12 protein-coding genes are annotated in these 16403 nt (G+C 44.9%); 7 read left to right on the top strand and 5 right to left on the bottom strand.

Annotated elements, in window-relative coordinates:
• The first annotated feature begins 86 nt into the window (after window positions 1-86).
• The 6 genes from BSHG_RS13255 to BSHG_RS13275 all read left to right on the top strand — a co-directional run bounded on the left by BSHG_RS13255 (window position 87) and on the right by BSHG_RS13275 (window position 10324).
• On the top strand, window positions 87-2354 hold the full coding sequence (locus tag BSHG_RS13255) for a glycosyl hydrolase family 95 catalytic domain-containing protein (RefSeq protein WP_008658745.1): 2268 nt from the start codon (window positions 87-89) through the stop codon (window positions 2352-2354).
• A 741-nt stretch (window positions 2355-3095) separates the two neighbouring features.
• Complete coding sequence (locus BSHG_RS23435) at window positions 3096-3254, top strand: hypothetical protein (protein ID WP_005801281.1); 159 nt, start codon at window positions 3096-3098, stop codon at window positions 3252-3254.
• 205 nt (window positions 3255-3459) lie between these two features.
• Window positions 3460-4854 carry a Gfo/Idh/MocA family protein gene (locus BSHG_RS13260; protein WP_008658742.1) on the top strand — a complete coding sequence of 465 codons (1395 nt, stop codon included), beginning with the start codon at window positions 3460-3462 and terminating at the stop codon, window positions 4852-4854.
• Between the two features lie 111 nt (window positions 4855-4965).
• Window positions 4966-5856 (top strand): YitT family protein, encoded by an 891-nt coding sequence (locus BSHG_RS13265; protein ID WP_008769516.1) that lies wholly within the window; start codon window positions 4966-4968, stop codon window positions 5854-5856.
• A 25-nt stretch (window positions 5857-5881) separates the two neighbouring features.
• A complete protein-coding gene (locus tag BSHG_RS13270; RefSeq protein WP_005785175.1) occupies window positions 5882-9217 on the top strand; it encodes a glycoside hydrolase family 2 TIM barrel-domain containing protein in 3336 nt (1111 codons plus the stop codon).
• 21 nt (window positions 9218-9238) lie between these two features.
• A complete protein-coding gene (locus tag BSHG_RS13275; protein ID WP_005785173.1) occupies window positions 9239-10324 on the top strand; it encodes a phosphotransferase enzyme family protein in 1086 nt (361 codons plus the stop codon).
• On the opposite strand, the gene BSHG_RS13280 is transcribed toward BSHG_RS13275, so the two are convergent.
• The 5 genes from BSHG_RS13280 to glaB all read right to left on the bottom strand — a co-directional run bounded on the left by BSHG_RS13280 (window position 10305) and on the right by glaB (window position 15729).
• Window positions 10305-10958, bottom strand: a complete 654-nt coding sequence (locus BSHG_RS13280) for a DUF3256 family protein (protein ID WP_005796026.1) — start codon at window positions 10956-10958, stop codon at window positions 10305-10307. The two genes, BSHG_RS13275 and BSHG_RS13280, sit on opposite strands and share 20 nt — an antisense overlap.
• A 27-nt stretch (window positions 10959-10985) precedes the next feature.
• Complete coding sequence (locus tag BSHG_RS13285; RefSeq protein WP_008658736.1) at window positions 10986-11885, bottom strand: DMT family transporter; 900 nt, start codon at window positions 11883-11885, stop codon at window positions 10986-10988.
• A gap of 31 nt (window positions 11886-11916) precedes the next feature.
• A complete protein-coding gene (truA, locus tag BSHG_RS13290) occupies window positions 11917-12675 on the bottom strand; it encodes a tRNA pseudouridine(38-40) synthase TruA (protein ID WP_005785168.1) in 759 nt (252 codons plus the stop codon).
• Window positions 12676-12755: 80 nt separating this feature from the next.
• Complete coding sequence (locus BSHG_RS13295) at window positions 12756-13910, bottom strand: DUF4468 domain-containing protein (protein WP_008658733.1); 1155 nt, start codon at window positions 13908-13910, stop codon at window positions 12756-12758.
• Between the two features lie 31 nt (window positions 13911-13941).
• Complete coding sequence (gene glaB / locus BSHG_RS13300) at window positions 13942-15729, bottom strand: alpha-1,3-galactosidase (protein ID WP_008658731.1); 1788 nt, start codon at window positions 15727-15729, stop codon at window positions 13942-13944.
• 154 nt (window positions 15730-15883) lie between these two features.
• On the opposite strand from glaB, the gene BSHG_RS13305 reads away from it, so the two are divergent.
• Window positions 15884-16381, top strand: coding sequence for a hypothetical protein (locus BSHG_RS13305; RefSeq protein ID WP_005785162.1), 498 nt, complete (start codon window positions 15884-15886; stop codon window positions 16379-16381).
• Window positions 16382-16403 lie beyond the last annotated feature (22 nt).

Below are 16403 nucleotides of genomic sequence, written 5' to 3'. Positions count from 1 at the left end.
CGCTCTATGGTGACTGCTATTCTCATTGTATTTATAATAGCACAAGTCTGAAAGTAGAACATTATAAACTGATCTTTTTTAATATTATGAAAATCAAACTACTATTACTACTCTGTTGTGGTCTGTGGAGCAGTTGCAACTCGTATGACTATTGTCCGGTCACTCCTTCAGAGAGTGATCTTGTATTCACCGGACTTGCCCGGTCGTGGGACGAAGCAATGCCCTTGGGAAATGCTACCGTCGGTGCCTTGGTATGGCAACGTGACTCCACCCTACGCCTGTCACTGGACAGAACCGATTTATGGGATTTACGTCCGGTAGACAGTCTGTCGGGAGATAACTTCCGCTTCTCCTGGGTAAAAGAACATATTCGCCAAAAGAACTATCTGCCCGTACAGAAAAAGCTGGACTGGCCTTATGACATGAATCCCGCGCCATCCAAGATTCCCGGAGCTGCCATCGAATTTCCATTAGAGCAGATCGGCACTCCGACTCAGGTAAGACTTTACCTGAACAATGCCTTATGTGAAGCAGACTGGGCAGACGGTACACAAATGCAGACTTTCGTTCATGCTACCGAACCGATCGGATGGTTTGTATTCCGTAACCTGAAAACCCCGATAGAACCCTCCATCATCACTCCTGTATACAATAAAACGAAGCCGGATGGCAGCCTCGATCCGGTTTCGGGACAAGATCTGCACCGATTGGGCTATCAACAAGGAAAAGTGGTTCGTGAAGGAAACCAAATAACCTACCATCAAAAGGGATACGGAGACTTTTCGTATGACGTAACAGTCTGTTGGAAGCAAGAAGGCGAAACCTTGTACGGTACCTGGAGCGTCACCTCTTCCTTATCCGGCGAGCAAGCTTCCGAAAAGGCAGAAGCCGCCCTGCAACGCGGTCTAAAGCATGATTATCAGGCACACCTGGAATATTGGGACAAGTACTGGGCACAATCATCGATCACTCTACCCGATTCTGTACTGCAAAAACAGTATCAGAACGAAATGTATAAATTCGGTTCCACTACCCGCGAACACTCATACCCCATCTCCCTGCAGGCCGTATGGACAGCCGATAACGGCAAACTTCCGCCCTGGAAGGGAGACTATCATCACGATTTAAATACCCAGCTAAGTTACTGGCCGACCTATACAGGCAATCACCTGACCGAAGGAATGGGCTATCTGAACACGTTGTGGAACCAACGGGATGCATACAAACGCTACACCCGCCGCTATTTCGGTACCGAAGGGATGAATATACCGGGGGTTTGCACCCTGACAGGAGAACCCATGGGAGGATGGATACAATACTCCATGTCGCAAACCGTAGCTGCATGGCTGGCACAACACTTCTATCTGCAATGGAAATATTCGGCAGACCGCACTTTCCTCAAAGAGCGTGCTTATCCATTCATCAAGGATGTGGCAATCTATCTGGAGCAAATTTCAGAAGTTACCCCCGAAGGAGTACGTAAACTGGAATTCAGTTCAAGTCCCGAAATATTCGACAACTCCCTGCAAGCGTGGTTCAGCGACATGACCAATTATGACCTGGCAATGATGCACTTCCTCTTTAAGGCTGCTTCCGAACTGGCACACGAACTGAACCTGGCCGACGAAGCCGGACACTGGGCATCCCTGGAAGCCCAACTACCAGATTACGACGTAGACGAAGAAGGTTGCCTCACTTTCGCCAAAGGATATCCCTACAAAGAATCACACCGTCATTTTTCACATGCCATGGCTATCCATCCGCTGGGACTGATAGACTGGAGCGACGGAGAAAAGTCACAACACATCATCCGCGCCACCTTGAAGAGACTCGATGAAGTAGGGCCGGACTACTGGACAGGATATTCATACAGTTGGCTCGCCAATATGAAAGCCCGTGCATTCGATGGTGAAGGTGCCGCACAAGCCCTGAAAACCTTTGCGGAATGCTTCTGCCTGAAGAACACCTTCCATGCCAACGGTGACCAGACCCAAAGCGGCAAATCCCGCTTCACTTACCGCCCCTTCACGCTCGAAGGTAACTTCGCTTTTGCAGCAGGCATACAAGAAATGTTGCTGCAAAGTCACACAGGCGTAATACGCATCTTCCCGGCAATACCGAAAGAATGGAAAGATGTATCCTTCGAAAGCTTACGCGCCATGGGTGCATTCCTGGTATCGGCCCGGATGGAAGGTGGAGAAATCAATCGGGTACGCATCTATTCGGAGAAAGGCGGCATGTTGAAAATAGCCCGTCCCGGTACACTGAAGCCGAATAAGAACTATACTTTATCCGGCACGGATATCTTGAACATAGATACTCAAGCCGGTGAATGGATCGAGTTGAACCCTTAATGCACTCCGACAAAAAGTCAATAGTGTATATATAGTGTCATTTTGTATTTTCTACCCGGTATAGCTTCTGCTATATCCGGGTAGTTTTCTTTGCGGTGATCAAAAACGCCTTTTCCGGCAATCAGGCTTTTGCAGAATATCACCTTTCCCGTCTGTTCAGATACACATCCCTACCCTTTCCGGCAAAAGCACCACATTCATCTTCATCAAAAGGTGTAAACGGCTACATTCTGACACTTTTCCGACATTAACCGACACACGGCTAAAAAGTGAAAAAGAGGCGGAATAAGAGCAATGAATTTTATCTTCCGACCTAATGTAACTTTAGTTCTAATGAAATAGAGCGTTGGTTCTAAACGAATGCCGCCTCCCTTTTAAAGAAAGAAAGCTTTCGTTTAATAGATTTCATGCATAGATATTGGAAAAATTTCACCTTTTACGTATTTTTTTGCAGTTTACATCCGTTTTTTATGCAGTCCTCTTCTCTGCCAGAGCTATTTTACCCCAATTGCGAGTCAGCAAAAAACAGGATATACTATCAGAATCACACCGATTGAGTCATTCTTCTTTCAGAAATCAAAAGTAGTTTTAAAGCCGGTCATTTATTAAAATAATATAAATTAAAACTATTATACCGAGGGTAGCCCCCCAATGGTGTGTATTTATAACGTATATCAAAAAGTAAATAATAAGCTCGAGCAACCTAACAAAGGAAAAGAATCTCATAAAAGGAACAGAAGAATGAAAGACAGAGTTGCAACCCACAACACACTACACGCAGCATTATATACCCCGGACAAACATTGCACTACCGGGTTCAAACAACTTGTAAAAGATGACATTATCAGGCTTTTGCAGAAAGAAAAGCCAGCCTGCTGCAGAGATGGCAACTTCCGTTAAAGAACAGAAGCAGCCATCTCTGTAGACCGACAGGAATTGTCCTGTTATAATAATAACCGGAATATCTATGAATTAAAGATGTAACAGAGAACGTTTTAATCGCATAAAAGATAAGAGTTGTGAAAAGTATTCTTATCTTTGCACGATAGAAATGAAACACTATTATTAACAACAATTTTATTAACTAATCAAATCTTATTCAAACATGTTTAAACATCTAAATGCCCTGTTTATCGGACTTGCTCTGTTTGCATGCACCTCTGGTGCCGTAGCACAAACCATCAAGCCTATCGAGACTTCAGTGCCTGTACGTCCCGCCGGACAAAAAGATGTAGTCGGACTGACTACTCCTAAACTCGACGTGGTACGTGTCGGATTCATTGGTTTGGGTATGCGTGGTCCGGGTGCAGTAGAACGCTTCACTCACATCCCCGGAACACAGATCGTAGCCCTTTGTGACCTTATCCCTGAACGCGTAGCCGGCGCACAGAAAATCCTGACAAAAGCAAACTTACCGGAAGCAGCTTCTTACTCCGGAAGTGAAGACGCCTGGAAAAAACTTTGCGAACGTAAAGATATCGACCTCGTTTATATCGCAACAGACTGGAAACATCACGCACAGATGGCTATCTACGCTATGGAACATGGCAAACACGTTGCCATTGAAGTTCCTTCGGCAATGACGCTGGATGAAATCTGGGCTTTGATCAACACTTCAGAGAAAACTCGCAAACACTGTATGCAGCTTGAAAACTGTGTATACGACTTCTTTGAACTGACTACCCTGAACATGGCTCAACAGGGTGTATTCGGTGAAGTGCTGCACACAGAAGGTGCTTACATCCACAACCTTGAAGACTTCTGGCCGTACTACTGGAACAACTGGCGTATGGATTACAACCAGAACCACCGTGGCGATGTATACGCTACTCACGGCATGGGCCCGGCTTGCCAGCTGCTCGACATTCACCGTGGTGACAAAATGAACTACCTCGTATCTATGGATACCAAAGCTGTAAACGGTCCGGCATACATCAAAAAGACAACCGGCAAAGAAGTGAAAGACTTCCAGAACGGTGACCAGACTTCTACATTGATCCGTACAGAAAAAGGTAAGACTATCCTGATTCAGCACAACGTGATGACTCCGCGTCCTTACAGCCGTATGTATCAGGTAGTAGGTGCTGACGGCTATGCAAGCAAATATCCTATCGAAGAATATTGCATGCGTCCGACTCAGATCGCTTCAAACGATGTACCTAACCACGAAAAGCTAAATGCACACGGTTCTGTACCGGCTGACGTTAAAAAAGCGTTGATGGACAAATACAAACATCCGATCCACAAAGAACTGGAAGAAACTGCCAAGAAAGTAGGCGGACACGGCGGTATGGACTACATCATGGACTATCGTCTGGTTTACTGTCTGCGCAACGGTCTTCCTTTGGATATGGACGTTTATGACCTTGCAGAATGGTGCTGTATGGCCGACCTGACCAAGCTTTCTATCGAAAACAGCTCTGCCCCGGTAGCTATCCCCGACTTTACTCGTGGAGCATGGAACAAGGTGAAAGGTTACAGACACGCTTTCGCAAAATAATAAAACTTCTTTTTGACACGGGTTTCACGAGTCATCCGGCAGTTAGTTCGCTACACAAAGCCGGCCGGTTCGTGAAATCCGTGTCCGATTATAAGACTACACAACCCATCCATGAAGATGAAAATATCAAAGCCCTCTAAACAGGGAGTAATCAGAGAAACGAAAGACTACTTAATGATTGCCTTGGGAATGATCCTTTACGGCATCGGATGGACTCTCTTCCTGCTTCCTAACGACATCACCACCGGTGGAGTACCGGGCATTGCCTCTATTGTTTATTTCGCTACCGGATTCCCGGTTCAATACACTTACTTTGCCATCAATGCTGTCTTGCTGATGGTATCCCTCAAAGTGCTGGGATTTCGATTCAGTCTTAAAACCATATTCGGTGTATTCACTTTAACCTTCTTCCTGTCCGTTATCCAAAAATTAACCGCGAACGTAACCTTGCTACACGATCAGCCGTTCATGGCTTGCGTGTTGGGTGCTTCTTTCTGTGGCAGCGGCATCGGTATTGCTTTCTCAGCCAACGGAAGTACGGGAGGAACCGATATTATCGCGGCTGTCATCAACAAATACCGCGACATCACTTTGGGAAGAGTCATGCTGATATGTGACCTGATCATTATCTCTTCCAGCTATTTCGTACTGAAAGACTGGGAAAAGGTAGTATATGGATATGTGACCCTTTATGTTTGCAGCTTCGTACTGGACCAGGTAGTGAACAGTGCGCGCCAATCGGTACAATTCTTTATCATCTCCAACAAGTATGAAGAAATAGGCAAACGCATCAACGAATATCCGCACCGGGGAGTAACCATTATCAATGCAACCGGATTCTATACCGGCAAAGAGCAGAAGATGATGTTCGTCCTGGCAAAAAAACGGGAGTCAACCATTATCTTCCGGTTGATAAAAGACTGTGACCCGACTGCTTTTGTCTCGCAAAGCGCAGTAATCGGCGTATACGGAGAAGGCTTTGATCATATAAAAGTTAAATAAATTATCATTCTAATACCCTCAAAACATGAAGTTAAGACTATCTGACACCTTAAATAGCCTTATGTTGGGTGGCCTCCTGATGGCATCCACCTTTGCTTCGGCCGGCAACAAACCGACGAAACCTTACTGGCAGGACGTACAGGTGGTAGCCGTAAATAAAGAATACCCCCGTTCTTCATTTATGACCTACGAAAACCGCGCAAACGCCCTGACCGGAAAGTTTGAAAAAAGCAAGTACTACCAACTCCTGAACGGCACCTGGAAGTTCTATTTTGTAGATTCATACAAGAACCTGCCGGCCAACATCACCGACCCTGCAATCAGTACGGCCGATTGGGCAGACATCAAAGTACCGGGCAACTGGGAAGTACAAGGCCACGGAGTAGCTATTTATACCAACCACGGATATGAATTCCAGCCCCGTAACCCTCAACCTCCTACTTTGCCGGAAGCCAATCCGGTAGGTGTTTACCGCAGGGACATCGATATTCCCGCCGACTGGGACGGACGCGATATTTACCTCCACCTGGCCGGTGCCAAATCGGGTGTATACGTATATATCAACGGACAGGAAGTAGGTTACAGCGAGGACTCTAAAAACAGTGCGGAGTTCCTGATCAATAAATTCGTGAAGCCCGGCAAAAATGTCCTTACTTTAAAGATTTACCGCTGGAGTACCGGATCCTATCTGGAATGCCAGGACTTCTGGCGTATCAGCGGTATCGAACGCGATGTATTCCTTTACTCACAACCCAAAGCCGCGCTCAAAGATTTCCGTGTAACATCGACTCTGGACGATACATACAAAGACGGTATCTTCAAACTGGGCGTAGACCTGAGAAACAACGGTTCGACAGCCGGCAATATGACGTTGGTATACGAACTGCTCGATGCCAATGGCAAAGTAGTGGCAACCGGAGAGAAAGCAACTAATGTAGCGGCCGGAGAGACCCGTACGGTGTCTTTCGACCAGACACTTCCGGATGTAAAGACCTGGACTTCGGAAGCCCCCAACCTCTACAAGTTGGTGATGACAGTAAAAGAAAACGGTAAAGTGAACGAAATCATTCCGTTCAACGTAGGTTTCCGCCGCATCGAAATTAAACCGACCGAGCAACTGGCACGCAACGGAAAGCCCTATGTATGCCTCTTCATCAACGGACAGCCGCTGAAGTTGAAGGGAGTGAACATTCACGAACATAACCCTGCTACCGGTCACTATATGACTGAAGAGTTGATGCGCAAAGATTTCGAATTGATGAAACAACACAACCTGAATACGGTTCGCCTGTGCCATTATCCGCAAGATCGCCGTTTCTACGAATTGTGCGACGAATACGGACTTTATGTATACGATGAAGCAAACATCGAGAGCCATGGCATGTACTATGATCTTGCTAAAGGCGGTACGCTGGGAAACAATCCGGAATGGTTGAAAGCGCACATGGATCGCACAATCAACATGTTCGAACGTAATAAGAACTATCCGAGTCTGACTTTCTGGTCGCTGGGTAACGAAGCCGGCAACGGTTATAACTTCTACCAGACTTACCTTTGGGTCAAGAATGCCGATAAAGACATCATGAACCGTCCGGTCAACTACGAACGTGCCCAATGGGAATGGAACTCCGATATGTATGTTCCGCAATATCCGGGTGCCGACTGGCTGGAGGCAATGGGCAAACGCGGCAGTGACCGCCCGATTGTTCCTTCTGAATATTCACATGCCATGGGTAACTCAAACGGTAACCTTTGGGATCAATGGAAAGCAATCTATAAATATCCGAACCTGCAGGGTGGATACATTTGGGATTGGGTAGACCAGGGCATTGACGCAGTAGACGAAAACGGACGCCACTTCTGGACATACGGTGGTGACTATGGGGTAAACACTCCGAACGACGGTAACTTTAACTGTAACGGTATTGTAAGTCCGGACCGTACTCCGCATCCGGCTATGGCCGAAGTGAAGTATGTTCACCAGAACGTGGCTTTCGAAGCTGTGGATCCGGCTAATGGAAAATTCCTGGTCAAGAATCGTTTCTACTTCACGAACCTGCAGAAGTATATGATCTCATATACCATTAAGGCCAATGGCAAAACAGTGAAAGGCGGCAAAATGTCTGTCAATGTGGAACCGCAGGGAAGCAAAGAAATCACGATCGCGACAAGCGGACTGAAATCAAAACCCGGAACTGAGTATTTTATATACTTCAACGTAACGACTACCGAACCGGAACCGTTAATCCCCGTTGGACATGAAATAGCATACGAACAGTTCCGTCTGCCTATCGAACCGGGCGAACGTACTTTCGCTACCGGTGGTCCGGCTCTGAAAGTATCGGCAGAAGGCAATGAACTGACAGCGTCTTCTTCAAAAGTAAACTTCGTATTCGATAAGAAGACCGGTCTGGTTTCTTCCTATAAGGTAGGTGGAACCGAATACTTTAAAGATGGCTTCGGACTTCAGCCGAACTTCTGGCGTGCACCGAACGACAACGACTATGGCAATGGTAACCCCAAACGCCTGCAAGTATGGAAACAGTCGAGCAAAAACTTCAATGTAGTGGACGCCAACATCGTTATGGACGGCAAAGATGCCGTATTGACAGCTAACTATCTGCTGGCTGCCGGCAACCTTTACATTGTTACATACCGCATCTCTCCTTCGGGCGTAGTAAAAGCCGATTTCACTTTCACTTCTACCGATATGGAAGCTGCCAAAACCGAAGCCTCGGAAGCAACCCTGATGGCTACTTTCACTCCCGGCAGCGATGCAGCGCGCAAGGCTGCCTCCAAACTGGAAGTACCCCGTATCGGTGTACGCTTCCGTCTGCCTGCAGAAATGAACCAAGTGGAATATTTCGGACGCGGACCGGAAGAGAATTATATAGACCGCAATGCGGGTACATTGATCGACCTGTATAAAACGACTGCCGACCAAATGTACTTCCCATACGTACGCCCGCAGGAAAACGGACACCATACCGATACCCGTTGGTTGACCCTGAACAAAAAAGGCGGTAAAGGACTGACTATTTATGCAGACAAGACTATCGGTTTCAATGCACTGCGCAATTCGGTAGAGGACTTTGACGGAGAAGAAACCGTATCCCGCCCCTATCAATGGCTGAACCGTGATGCCGGCGAATTGGTTCACGACGAAAGCAAAGCCAAAGATCAACTGCCGAGAAAGACACATATCAATGATATCACACCAAGGAACTTCGTAGAAGTATGTGTGGACATGAAGCAACAGGGCGTAGCCGGTTACAACAGTTGGGGTGCACGTCCGGAACCGGGTTACAATATTCCGGCAAACCAGGAATACAAATGGGGATTCACAATCGTACCAAGATAAACTAACTTAAAAATAAAAACCATGAAAGATTTACTTAGTATCGTATCTAAATTCAAAGTACAAGGCACAGTAGGCGAAATCAAACCACTTGGCGCCGGCCTGATTAACGACACTTACAAAGTTAACACTACCGAAGCAGACGCTCCCGATTATGTGTTGCAACGCATCAACCATGCAATTTTCCAGAATGTGGAAATGCTTCAGGATAACATTGCTGCCGTGACGGGACACATCCGCAAGAAACTGACGGAAGCCGGAGAGACAGACGTTGATCGCAAAGTCTTGACTTTCCTCCCGACGGAAGAAGGCAAAACATATTGGTTTGACGGTGACAGCTATTGGCGTGTAATGGTATTCATCCCACGTGCCAAAACTTATGAGACTGTGAATCCCGAGTATTCATATTATGCCGGAGCAGCTTTCGGTAACTTCCAGGCAATGTTGGCTGACATTCCGGCAACATTGGGCGAAACTATTCCTGACTTCCACAATATGGAGTTCCGCCTGAAACAACTTCGTGAGGCCGTAGCTGCCAATGCAGCCGGACGAGTAGCCGAAGTACAGTATTATCTGGATGAAATAGAAAAACGTGCAGATGAAATGTGTAAGGCCGAACGTCTGTATCGCGAAGGCAAACTGCCTAAACGCGTATGCCACTGTGATACGAAAGTGAACAACATGATGTTCGACGAAGATGGTAAAGTGCTCTGCGTAATCGATCTCGATACAGTAATGCCAAGCTTTATCTTCTCCGACTATGGAGACTTCCTGCGCACAGGAGCCAATACCGGAGATGAAGACGATAAGAATCTGGACAATGTCAATTTCAATATGGAGATATTCAAAGCATTTACTAAGGGATATCTGGAAGGAGCCGGTTCATTCCTTACTCCGATCGAAATAGAGAACCTGCCTTATGCAGCCGCTCTCTTCCCTTACATGCAATGTGTACGCTTCCTGGCAGACTATATCAACGGCGATACTTACTATAAGATCAAGTATCCCGAACACAACCTGGTACGTACCAAAGCACAGTTCAAACTATTGCAAAGCGTAGAAGAACATACCCCCGAAATGGAGGCATACATCAAAGAGTGTCTGGGATAAACTTCCCATCCTTCCAGGTGTAAACTATTGAACGGCGGAGAAACGGTTTCAGTTTTTCCGCCGTTTCTTTTTCCATATATTCCGGAGTTGTCAAAGTAAAAGTCAATGTCCCATTCTCTTTGGACAGTTCTGCTTGCATCAAAGTCATATCCGCTTGCAGGCGGGCATCGATAAAGTCATAGTCGGTAGAATCGGAAGAGGTGAAGAAATCATTCATCTGAGGAACCGACGGCAAAAAGTCGGTGGCGGGAAGCTCTTTCCAGTCCGTGGTATAGAACCGGATATGACTGTCACATGCCGGAGCGCAAACTGTAGAAACGGCGCAAACCACTTTCGTTGTGTCATTCAACGGCAATAACTTCATCTGCCAATTGCTTGCGTCAGACATTTGCAGAGACACATAATCGGGACTTAACTCCGTCATCTCCGACTTGCCCCCGAAACGGTTGGTCACCTGGGCTTTCATTTTACTTTCGATAAAATCAATACAATCTGCTCGGTTCACTGATGACAGCAACGGACAAAGCGAGTCAGGTATATTCACAAACACCGTTTTAGCTTCCTGTGCTCCGACAGAAAAGGAAGAAGAAATACCCAGAATAAATAACAGGAGGGTAAGAGTAGACTTTTTCATATCTGATAATCTTGTTTCTTTACGTTCTTATTTAGTTCCCAAATATAGGAATATCATTCCTATTAACACCAGAATAAGGTCAATCGCTTTGCTTTTTAAATTCTTTTCACGGAACACCATAGCACCGAAAAGGAAAGATACAATCACACTTCCCCGTCTAACCATCGAGACAATCGAAATCATGGAATCTTCATAGCTCAATGCATAGAAGTAAACAAAATCGGCAGCACAGAGAAAGATGGAAATAAAAATGATAGCCCAATCCCAACGGAACGGAGTAGATGACTTACGTTTCGGCCACCAAAGAAGCGCAAGAATGGGACACATAATAAACATTTGGTACACATTATACCACGACTGTACGACCATGGGAGGCAGCTGCTTCATCAGGTATTTATCATACAAGCCACTTACCGCACCCGCTACGGCTGCCAGAATAATGAAAAGTATCCACTTGTTATGTTTAAAGTCAATACCCTCCTTCTTCCCCGAACGACTCAGCATAAAAAAAGAAATAATGGCCAACATCACACCGATCCACTGATAGAGATTCAAGCGCTCGCCAAATACCAGCATGGCTCCCACAAGCACCATTACGGGACGGGTGGCATTAATCGGTCCTACAATAGTAATAGGCAGATGTTTCATCCCGAAATATCCGAGTATCCACGAGGAAAGAACAATAAATGATTTAATAATAATAAATTTATGTACTTCCCATCCCACCACCGGTACATCGAGCATAGTGCCCTCCAGCACTCCGGGCGCAAATGCCGACAACAAAATAAAAGGAAGAAATATAAGACTGGAAAAAAGTGTATTGAAGAACAACACCGGTAAAACCGCATTGTCTTTCAACGCTTTCTTTTTAAACACGTCATAAAAGCCCAGCAATGTCGCTGAGAGAAAAGCAAGAAGTAACCACATAATAGAATTCTTTAAATTAGAAGCTATAGGCTTATTCGAATATCTCCTGAGGATATTCTACATTAACCAGGAAGAGGGCATTTCCGGGAGCTGAAGTACCGGCTTTACAGCGATTCTGCTGCTCTATTATTTTACGGAAGTCAACGACTGACAGTTTGCCACGCCCCACTTCCAGAAGCGTACCGACAATGGCACGTACCATATTACGCAAAAAGCGGTCCGCCTGGATGGTAAACACCCAGGTATATTCATCCTCCTGAGTCCATTCGGCATGCATAATCTTACAAATATTGGTTTTTACATCTGTATGCAACTTACTAAAACTCGTAAAGTCCGAATAATGAAATAATGTCAGGGCTGCCTCATTCATCTTTTGAAAGTCGAGCGGATTATGTATCCGATAACGATATTGACGATTGAACGGGAATTTTACAGTAGTGATGTAATACTTGTAAGTACGTGCTGTTGCATCGAACCTTGCATGAGCATCCGGCTTTACCCGACAGACCTTATAGACCGAAATATCCTGCGGCAAAAGACGATTCAGCTTCTCAGCTACTTTATCCACATCCAAAGGTTCACCTTCGTAGTCGAAGTGGGCAACCATCAGAGACGCATGTACCCCGGCATCGGTCCGTCCCGCCCCAATCACTTCCGTATCTTTCCTCAGGAAGGTGGCAAGTGCCTTCATCAGACATTCTTGTATACTGATTCCGTTAGGCTGAATCTGCCATCCATGATAATGGGTGCCATCATAGGCTAAATAAATAAAATATCTTTGCACGCTCATTCCGTTCACTTGGTTTTTGCGTGCAAAGATACTGCTTTAATTGATAATTCAGAATGGATACTTATCAATAATTAATTGCTTTATTTGACCCACACATTCATTATCTCACCGATATACATCGTATGCAAAGATTTATCCTTCCATGCTTCTTTCAACTCCGGAGTATCAAAGGCTCCGGGAGTGATCGGCTGGGATAACATCTTCTTACATTCTATGATCATCCATGCTTCAGAGAAAGCTTTACTGCCCGAAGGAGTAGTAAGAGGAGTCAATCCGGCGCCTTTCACTTTATCAACATCTCCGCCACTATGACTACCGCAATATTTCAAAGCATCCCGATAAGTCTCTGTATAAAAGCTGATAGTATATGTATCATTCTTTTCCATCAATTGATAAGTATAGCGTGTAGGATAAATAAAACAGAATGAAACCGGCTTATTATAGAGATACCCCAGTCCGCCCCAGCTGGCTGTCATCATGTTGTATTTATCTTCCGTACCGGCTGTAATCAACATCCAATCTTCAGAGAGCATTTTAATGATATTACCCGGAATCTTATCAGCAGAAATATGTTTATACCCTGCCATAGCTCCCTGCTCCACAGCCTTTGGAAGTTCCCGATCGAACACTTCCGGAGTAACTTTAGGTTCTTTTGCCAATAGAGGAACCTCTGATTTTGCTCCTCCCAGCGTTTTCGTAACCTGCTCCGTCAAGTCATCAAACAGATCGATTGTTTTGATACGGAGTTTTCCATATTTGGCAACCACTTTCGTTTTGGCTTTATTCAATCCGGTCTCATCCGTGATCCAATCTTCCGCCTCCATCTCTGTATCATCACCATGAAAATAAGAAATGTTGTACATCTCCATCTTACAGGAACCGTCCAGGCAGTTAATCACCAGCCGGTATTTAATAGTAGCACGATCCAAGAAGAAGCTATTCGTTGCCGAAAGTTGCAAATACTCTTCACCCAAACATGCAATCTGCCCTTTTTTCTCATCAAAATAGGCGACTCTCCCCTTCTGTCCTTTTGAAGGTGTAAAACGCTTCTCTGCCCATTTTAACAAAGCATCATAGATCTGCCGTTTCGACATATCGGAAGCTTGAATTACTTCTGCAAAAATGACTTTTCCGTTGACTACGGGTACTGCACCGGCCAGATATTTACTGTTATCTTCCTGTGCACAAAGAAGCATAGGACAACAGGCCAAAAGGAACAATAAAATTCTTTTCATACATTTATAAGTGTTTTTACAGAGGCGGATTTCACTCTGAAATCTTCACGTTTGTCACTCGTTCCAACAAGAATCGATCTTTATTCCAGTGGAAGGGCTTAAACTCTGTATTAGTTTTGATCACATTGTTACGGAATATCAACCCATCTACAGATTTTGCATAAAGAATCGGTGCATCAAACGTATCGAATTCATTATCCTCAATCACGATACCTCCATCTTTACCACCATGGAAGTACTTTTGCTGATCTTTCAGATTAGGTATTTCCGGATAGATAGAGATTACTGCATTGGTAAACTGGAACATATTAGTAAGCGCATTGATAAAACGATTGCGACGAATGGTGACATCACGGCAAGCACCTGTCTCGAACCAGCCATTGCAATCGCCACACAGCAATATAGCCGTACCGGAAGTATGGTCAAACAAATTGTCCTCCACCACCGTCTTTTTAGGAGTACTGAATAGTGTACCGCGAGCGCGGTTATTACGAATCGTATTACCGGCAAATAACACTTCAGGAGTCCATGTCAGGTTTTCAATACCAAAGCCACTTTTTTCGTTAATAGCAGGATCGATTGCCTCTTTAAAAGTAATGCTGAACTCACGGGCACCTTGTATCTCACCCTTATCATACGGACGAATGGCAGTAATCTGATTCTGCTTGCCAATCAACTCCATTGTTTCCGAACGTACAAACTGAACATCGTCACCCGGACGTCCCCATTCAAAGCCCCAGGATTGATCGTGCATATAACGTCCTATCAGCGTATGATCATCCACACGCTTGATGACTTTCAAATACGTACCATGTACATTAATGGCATCATCCATCATTCCTTCATACAAACCATTCTTTGAGACAATCTTTCCCTTACATCCGGAAAAGTGCGTAGCATCTGCCTGCGTTGTAAAATAGCGCGGATCATTATCGCCTTTCAGGCAGACTCCAAAACCATCAAGCGTAATATCTTCGCAAAGCTGTGCCAGCAATCCCATACCTTCGGCATAATGTACTTTGACATCAAGCAAGGAAGTATTCACATCATGTGACATGAAAATGCCCGGAGTCGGACGTCCCCATCCACGCATAGCCACCACTGTGCCGGGCACCAGACGTGCATCTTTCCACTTTGGAGAGCAAATCCGGCGGGGAGCCACTTCAAAAGCTCCCTTGGTAGGACAACCGATATCACTGGTATTATATACCACATGTTTCGTTTTGCCATCGAAAGCAATGCCCCATGAATATCTCATCACCCAGCCTTCACCCAGTCCTTCGAATACCGAATCCTTACTGATGCGGTAATCGACCCATGGTGCAGGTTCGAACGTGATTCCTTTTTCCGGATCATTCTCTACCACTTGTACTTGAGCAATATGGGGCTGTTCAAAATCAATGCTAAAGCTTTTCAATACACAATTCTCCGAACGAAGCAAAGAAACCGGAATCATCCTTCCATAAAACACAAATTCGGAACCCTGCCCGTCAATAGTCAGGTTTTTCATATCCTCCAAGGCAATCCCCACTTTTTTAGGATTGTCCTGGTCGTGATTGGAAATATAATATTCACGCACGGTAGAACCCGCTTCATGAAAATTGTAACGTCCGGCAGGAAAACGAAGTATCACTTTTTCCCCATCACGGCATTCAGCTTTAATCTTCGCTATGGCCTTACGAACCACAGGAGACGCATTTTTCTTACTATTAGCTTTCAAGCCAAACTGGGAAATGTCATAAACACGCTCTTGTGCACAAACATCCGACACGGATAAAGAGAGCAACAGACTCAGAGCAAAGAGTAGGATTGTCTTCATAGTTTTTTCTATTTCTGTTTAATAATTTAGGGTACAAATATACATTCATTTTCCGATTCTTCCATTTTTTTATTAGTTTACCTTTGCATATAAAAATCAAAGGTGTATATTTGGGAACTATATCTATAAAATAAATCATTAAACACCTATTGCCATGAGTAGTAATATTTTCCTCACCATTGCTATTGTCACAACAGGCATCTTCGCAGTACAATTTATCTTATCTATATTTTTTGGTGATATCGATGCAGATGCTGACATCGACACAGATATCAGCAGTGTGGTTTCTTTTAAGGGATTAACTCACTTTGGGATAGGATTCGGTTGGTATATGTATCTGCAGCATAACACCGAGATACAGACCTACCTGACGGGTGTCGCCATCGGACTCATATTTGTATTTGCCGTTTGGTTCTTATATAAAAAGGCTTACCAACTACAGCAGACCACACATTCGGAAAGAACAGAACAATTGGTAGGAAGAGAATGCACTATTTATTTCAAACAGAACGAAAAGAAGTACACTGTGCAGATCAGTCGTGACGGAGCCATGAGAGAAATCGATGTTGTCACGGAATCGGGTAAATCATACCAGACGGGAGATAAAGCAACAATTACTGCTTATAAAGATGGAACTTTATATATTCAATAATTAATAAACTCAAAAAAGAGAA

The organism is Bacteroides sp. 3_2_5 (genome assembly GCF_000159855.2).
Lineage (GTDB): Bacteria > Bacteroidota > Bacteroidia > Bacteroidales > Bacteroidaceae > Bacteroides > Bacteroides fragilis.
This window is presented reverse-complemented; position numbering and strand designations above follow the sequence as displayed.

Excerpts from the sequence above, each read along its gene's own strand:
- BSHG_RS13280 (WP_005796026.1), bottom strand. The coding sequence starts at position 10,958 with ATGAAAAAGTCTACTCTTACCCTCCTGTTATTTATTCTGGGTATTTCT.
- BSHG_RS13275 (WP_005785173.1), top strand. The coding sequence starts at position 9,239 with ATGAAAGATTTACTTAGTATCGTATCTAAATTCAAAGTACAAGGCACA.
- BSHG_RS13265 (WP_008769516.1), top strand. The coding sequence starts at position 4,966 with ATGAAGATGAAAATATCAAAGCCCTCTAAACAGGGAGTAATCAGAGAA.
- BSHG_RS13285 (WP_008658736.1), bottom strand. The coding sequence starts at position 11,885 with ATGTGGTTACTTCTTGCTTTTCTCTCAGCGACATTGCTGGGCTTTTAT.
- BSHG_RS23435 (WP_005801281.1), top strand. The coding sequence starts at position 3,096 with ATGAAAGACAGAGTTGCAACCCACAACACACTACACGCAGCATTATAT.
- glaB (WP_008658731.1), bottom strand. The coding sequence starts at position 15,729 with ATGAAGACAATCCTACTCTTTGCTCTGAGTCTGTTGCTCTCTTTATCC.
- BSHG_RS13270 (WP_005785175.1), top strand. The coding sequence starts at position 5,882 with ATGAAGTTAAGACTATCTGACACCTTAAATAGCCTTATGTTGGGTGGC.
- BSHG_RS13295 (WP_008658733.1), bottom strand. The coding sequence starts at position 13,910 with ATGAAAAGAATTTTATTGTTCCTTTTGGCCTGTTGTCCTATGCTTCTT.
- BSHG_RS13260 (WP_008658742.1), top strand. The coding sequence starts at position 3,460 with ATGTTTAAACATCTAAATGCCCTGTTTATCGGACTTGCTCTGTTTGCA.
- truA (WP_005785168.1), bottom strand. The coding sequence starts at position 12,675 with ATGAGCGTGCAAAGATATTTTATTTATTTAGCCTATGATGGCACCCAT.
- BSHG_RS13255 (WP_008658745.1), top strand. The coding sequence starts at position 87 with ATGAAAATCAAACTACTATTACTACTCTGTTGTGGTCTGTGGAGCAGT.
- BSHG_RS13305 (WP_005785162.1), top strand. The coding sequence starts at position 15,884 with ATGAGTAGTAATATTTTCCTCACCATTGCTATTGTCACAACAGGCATC.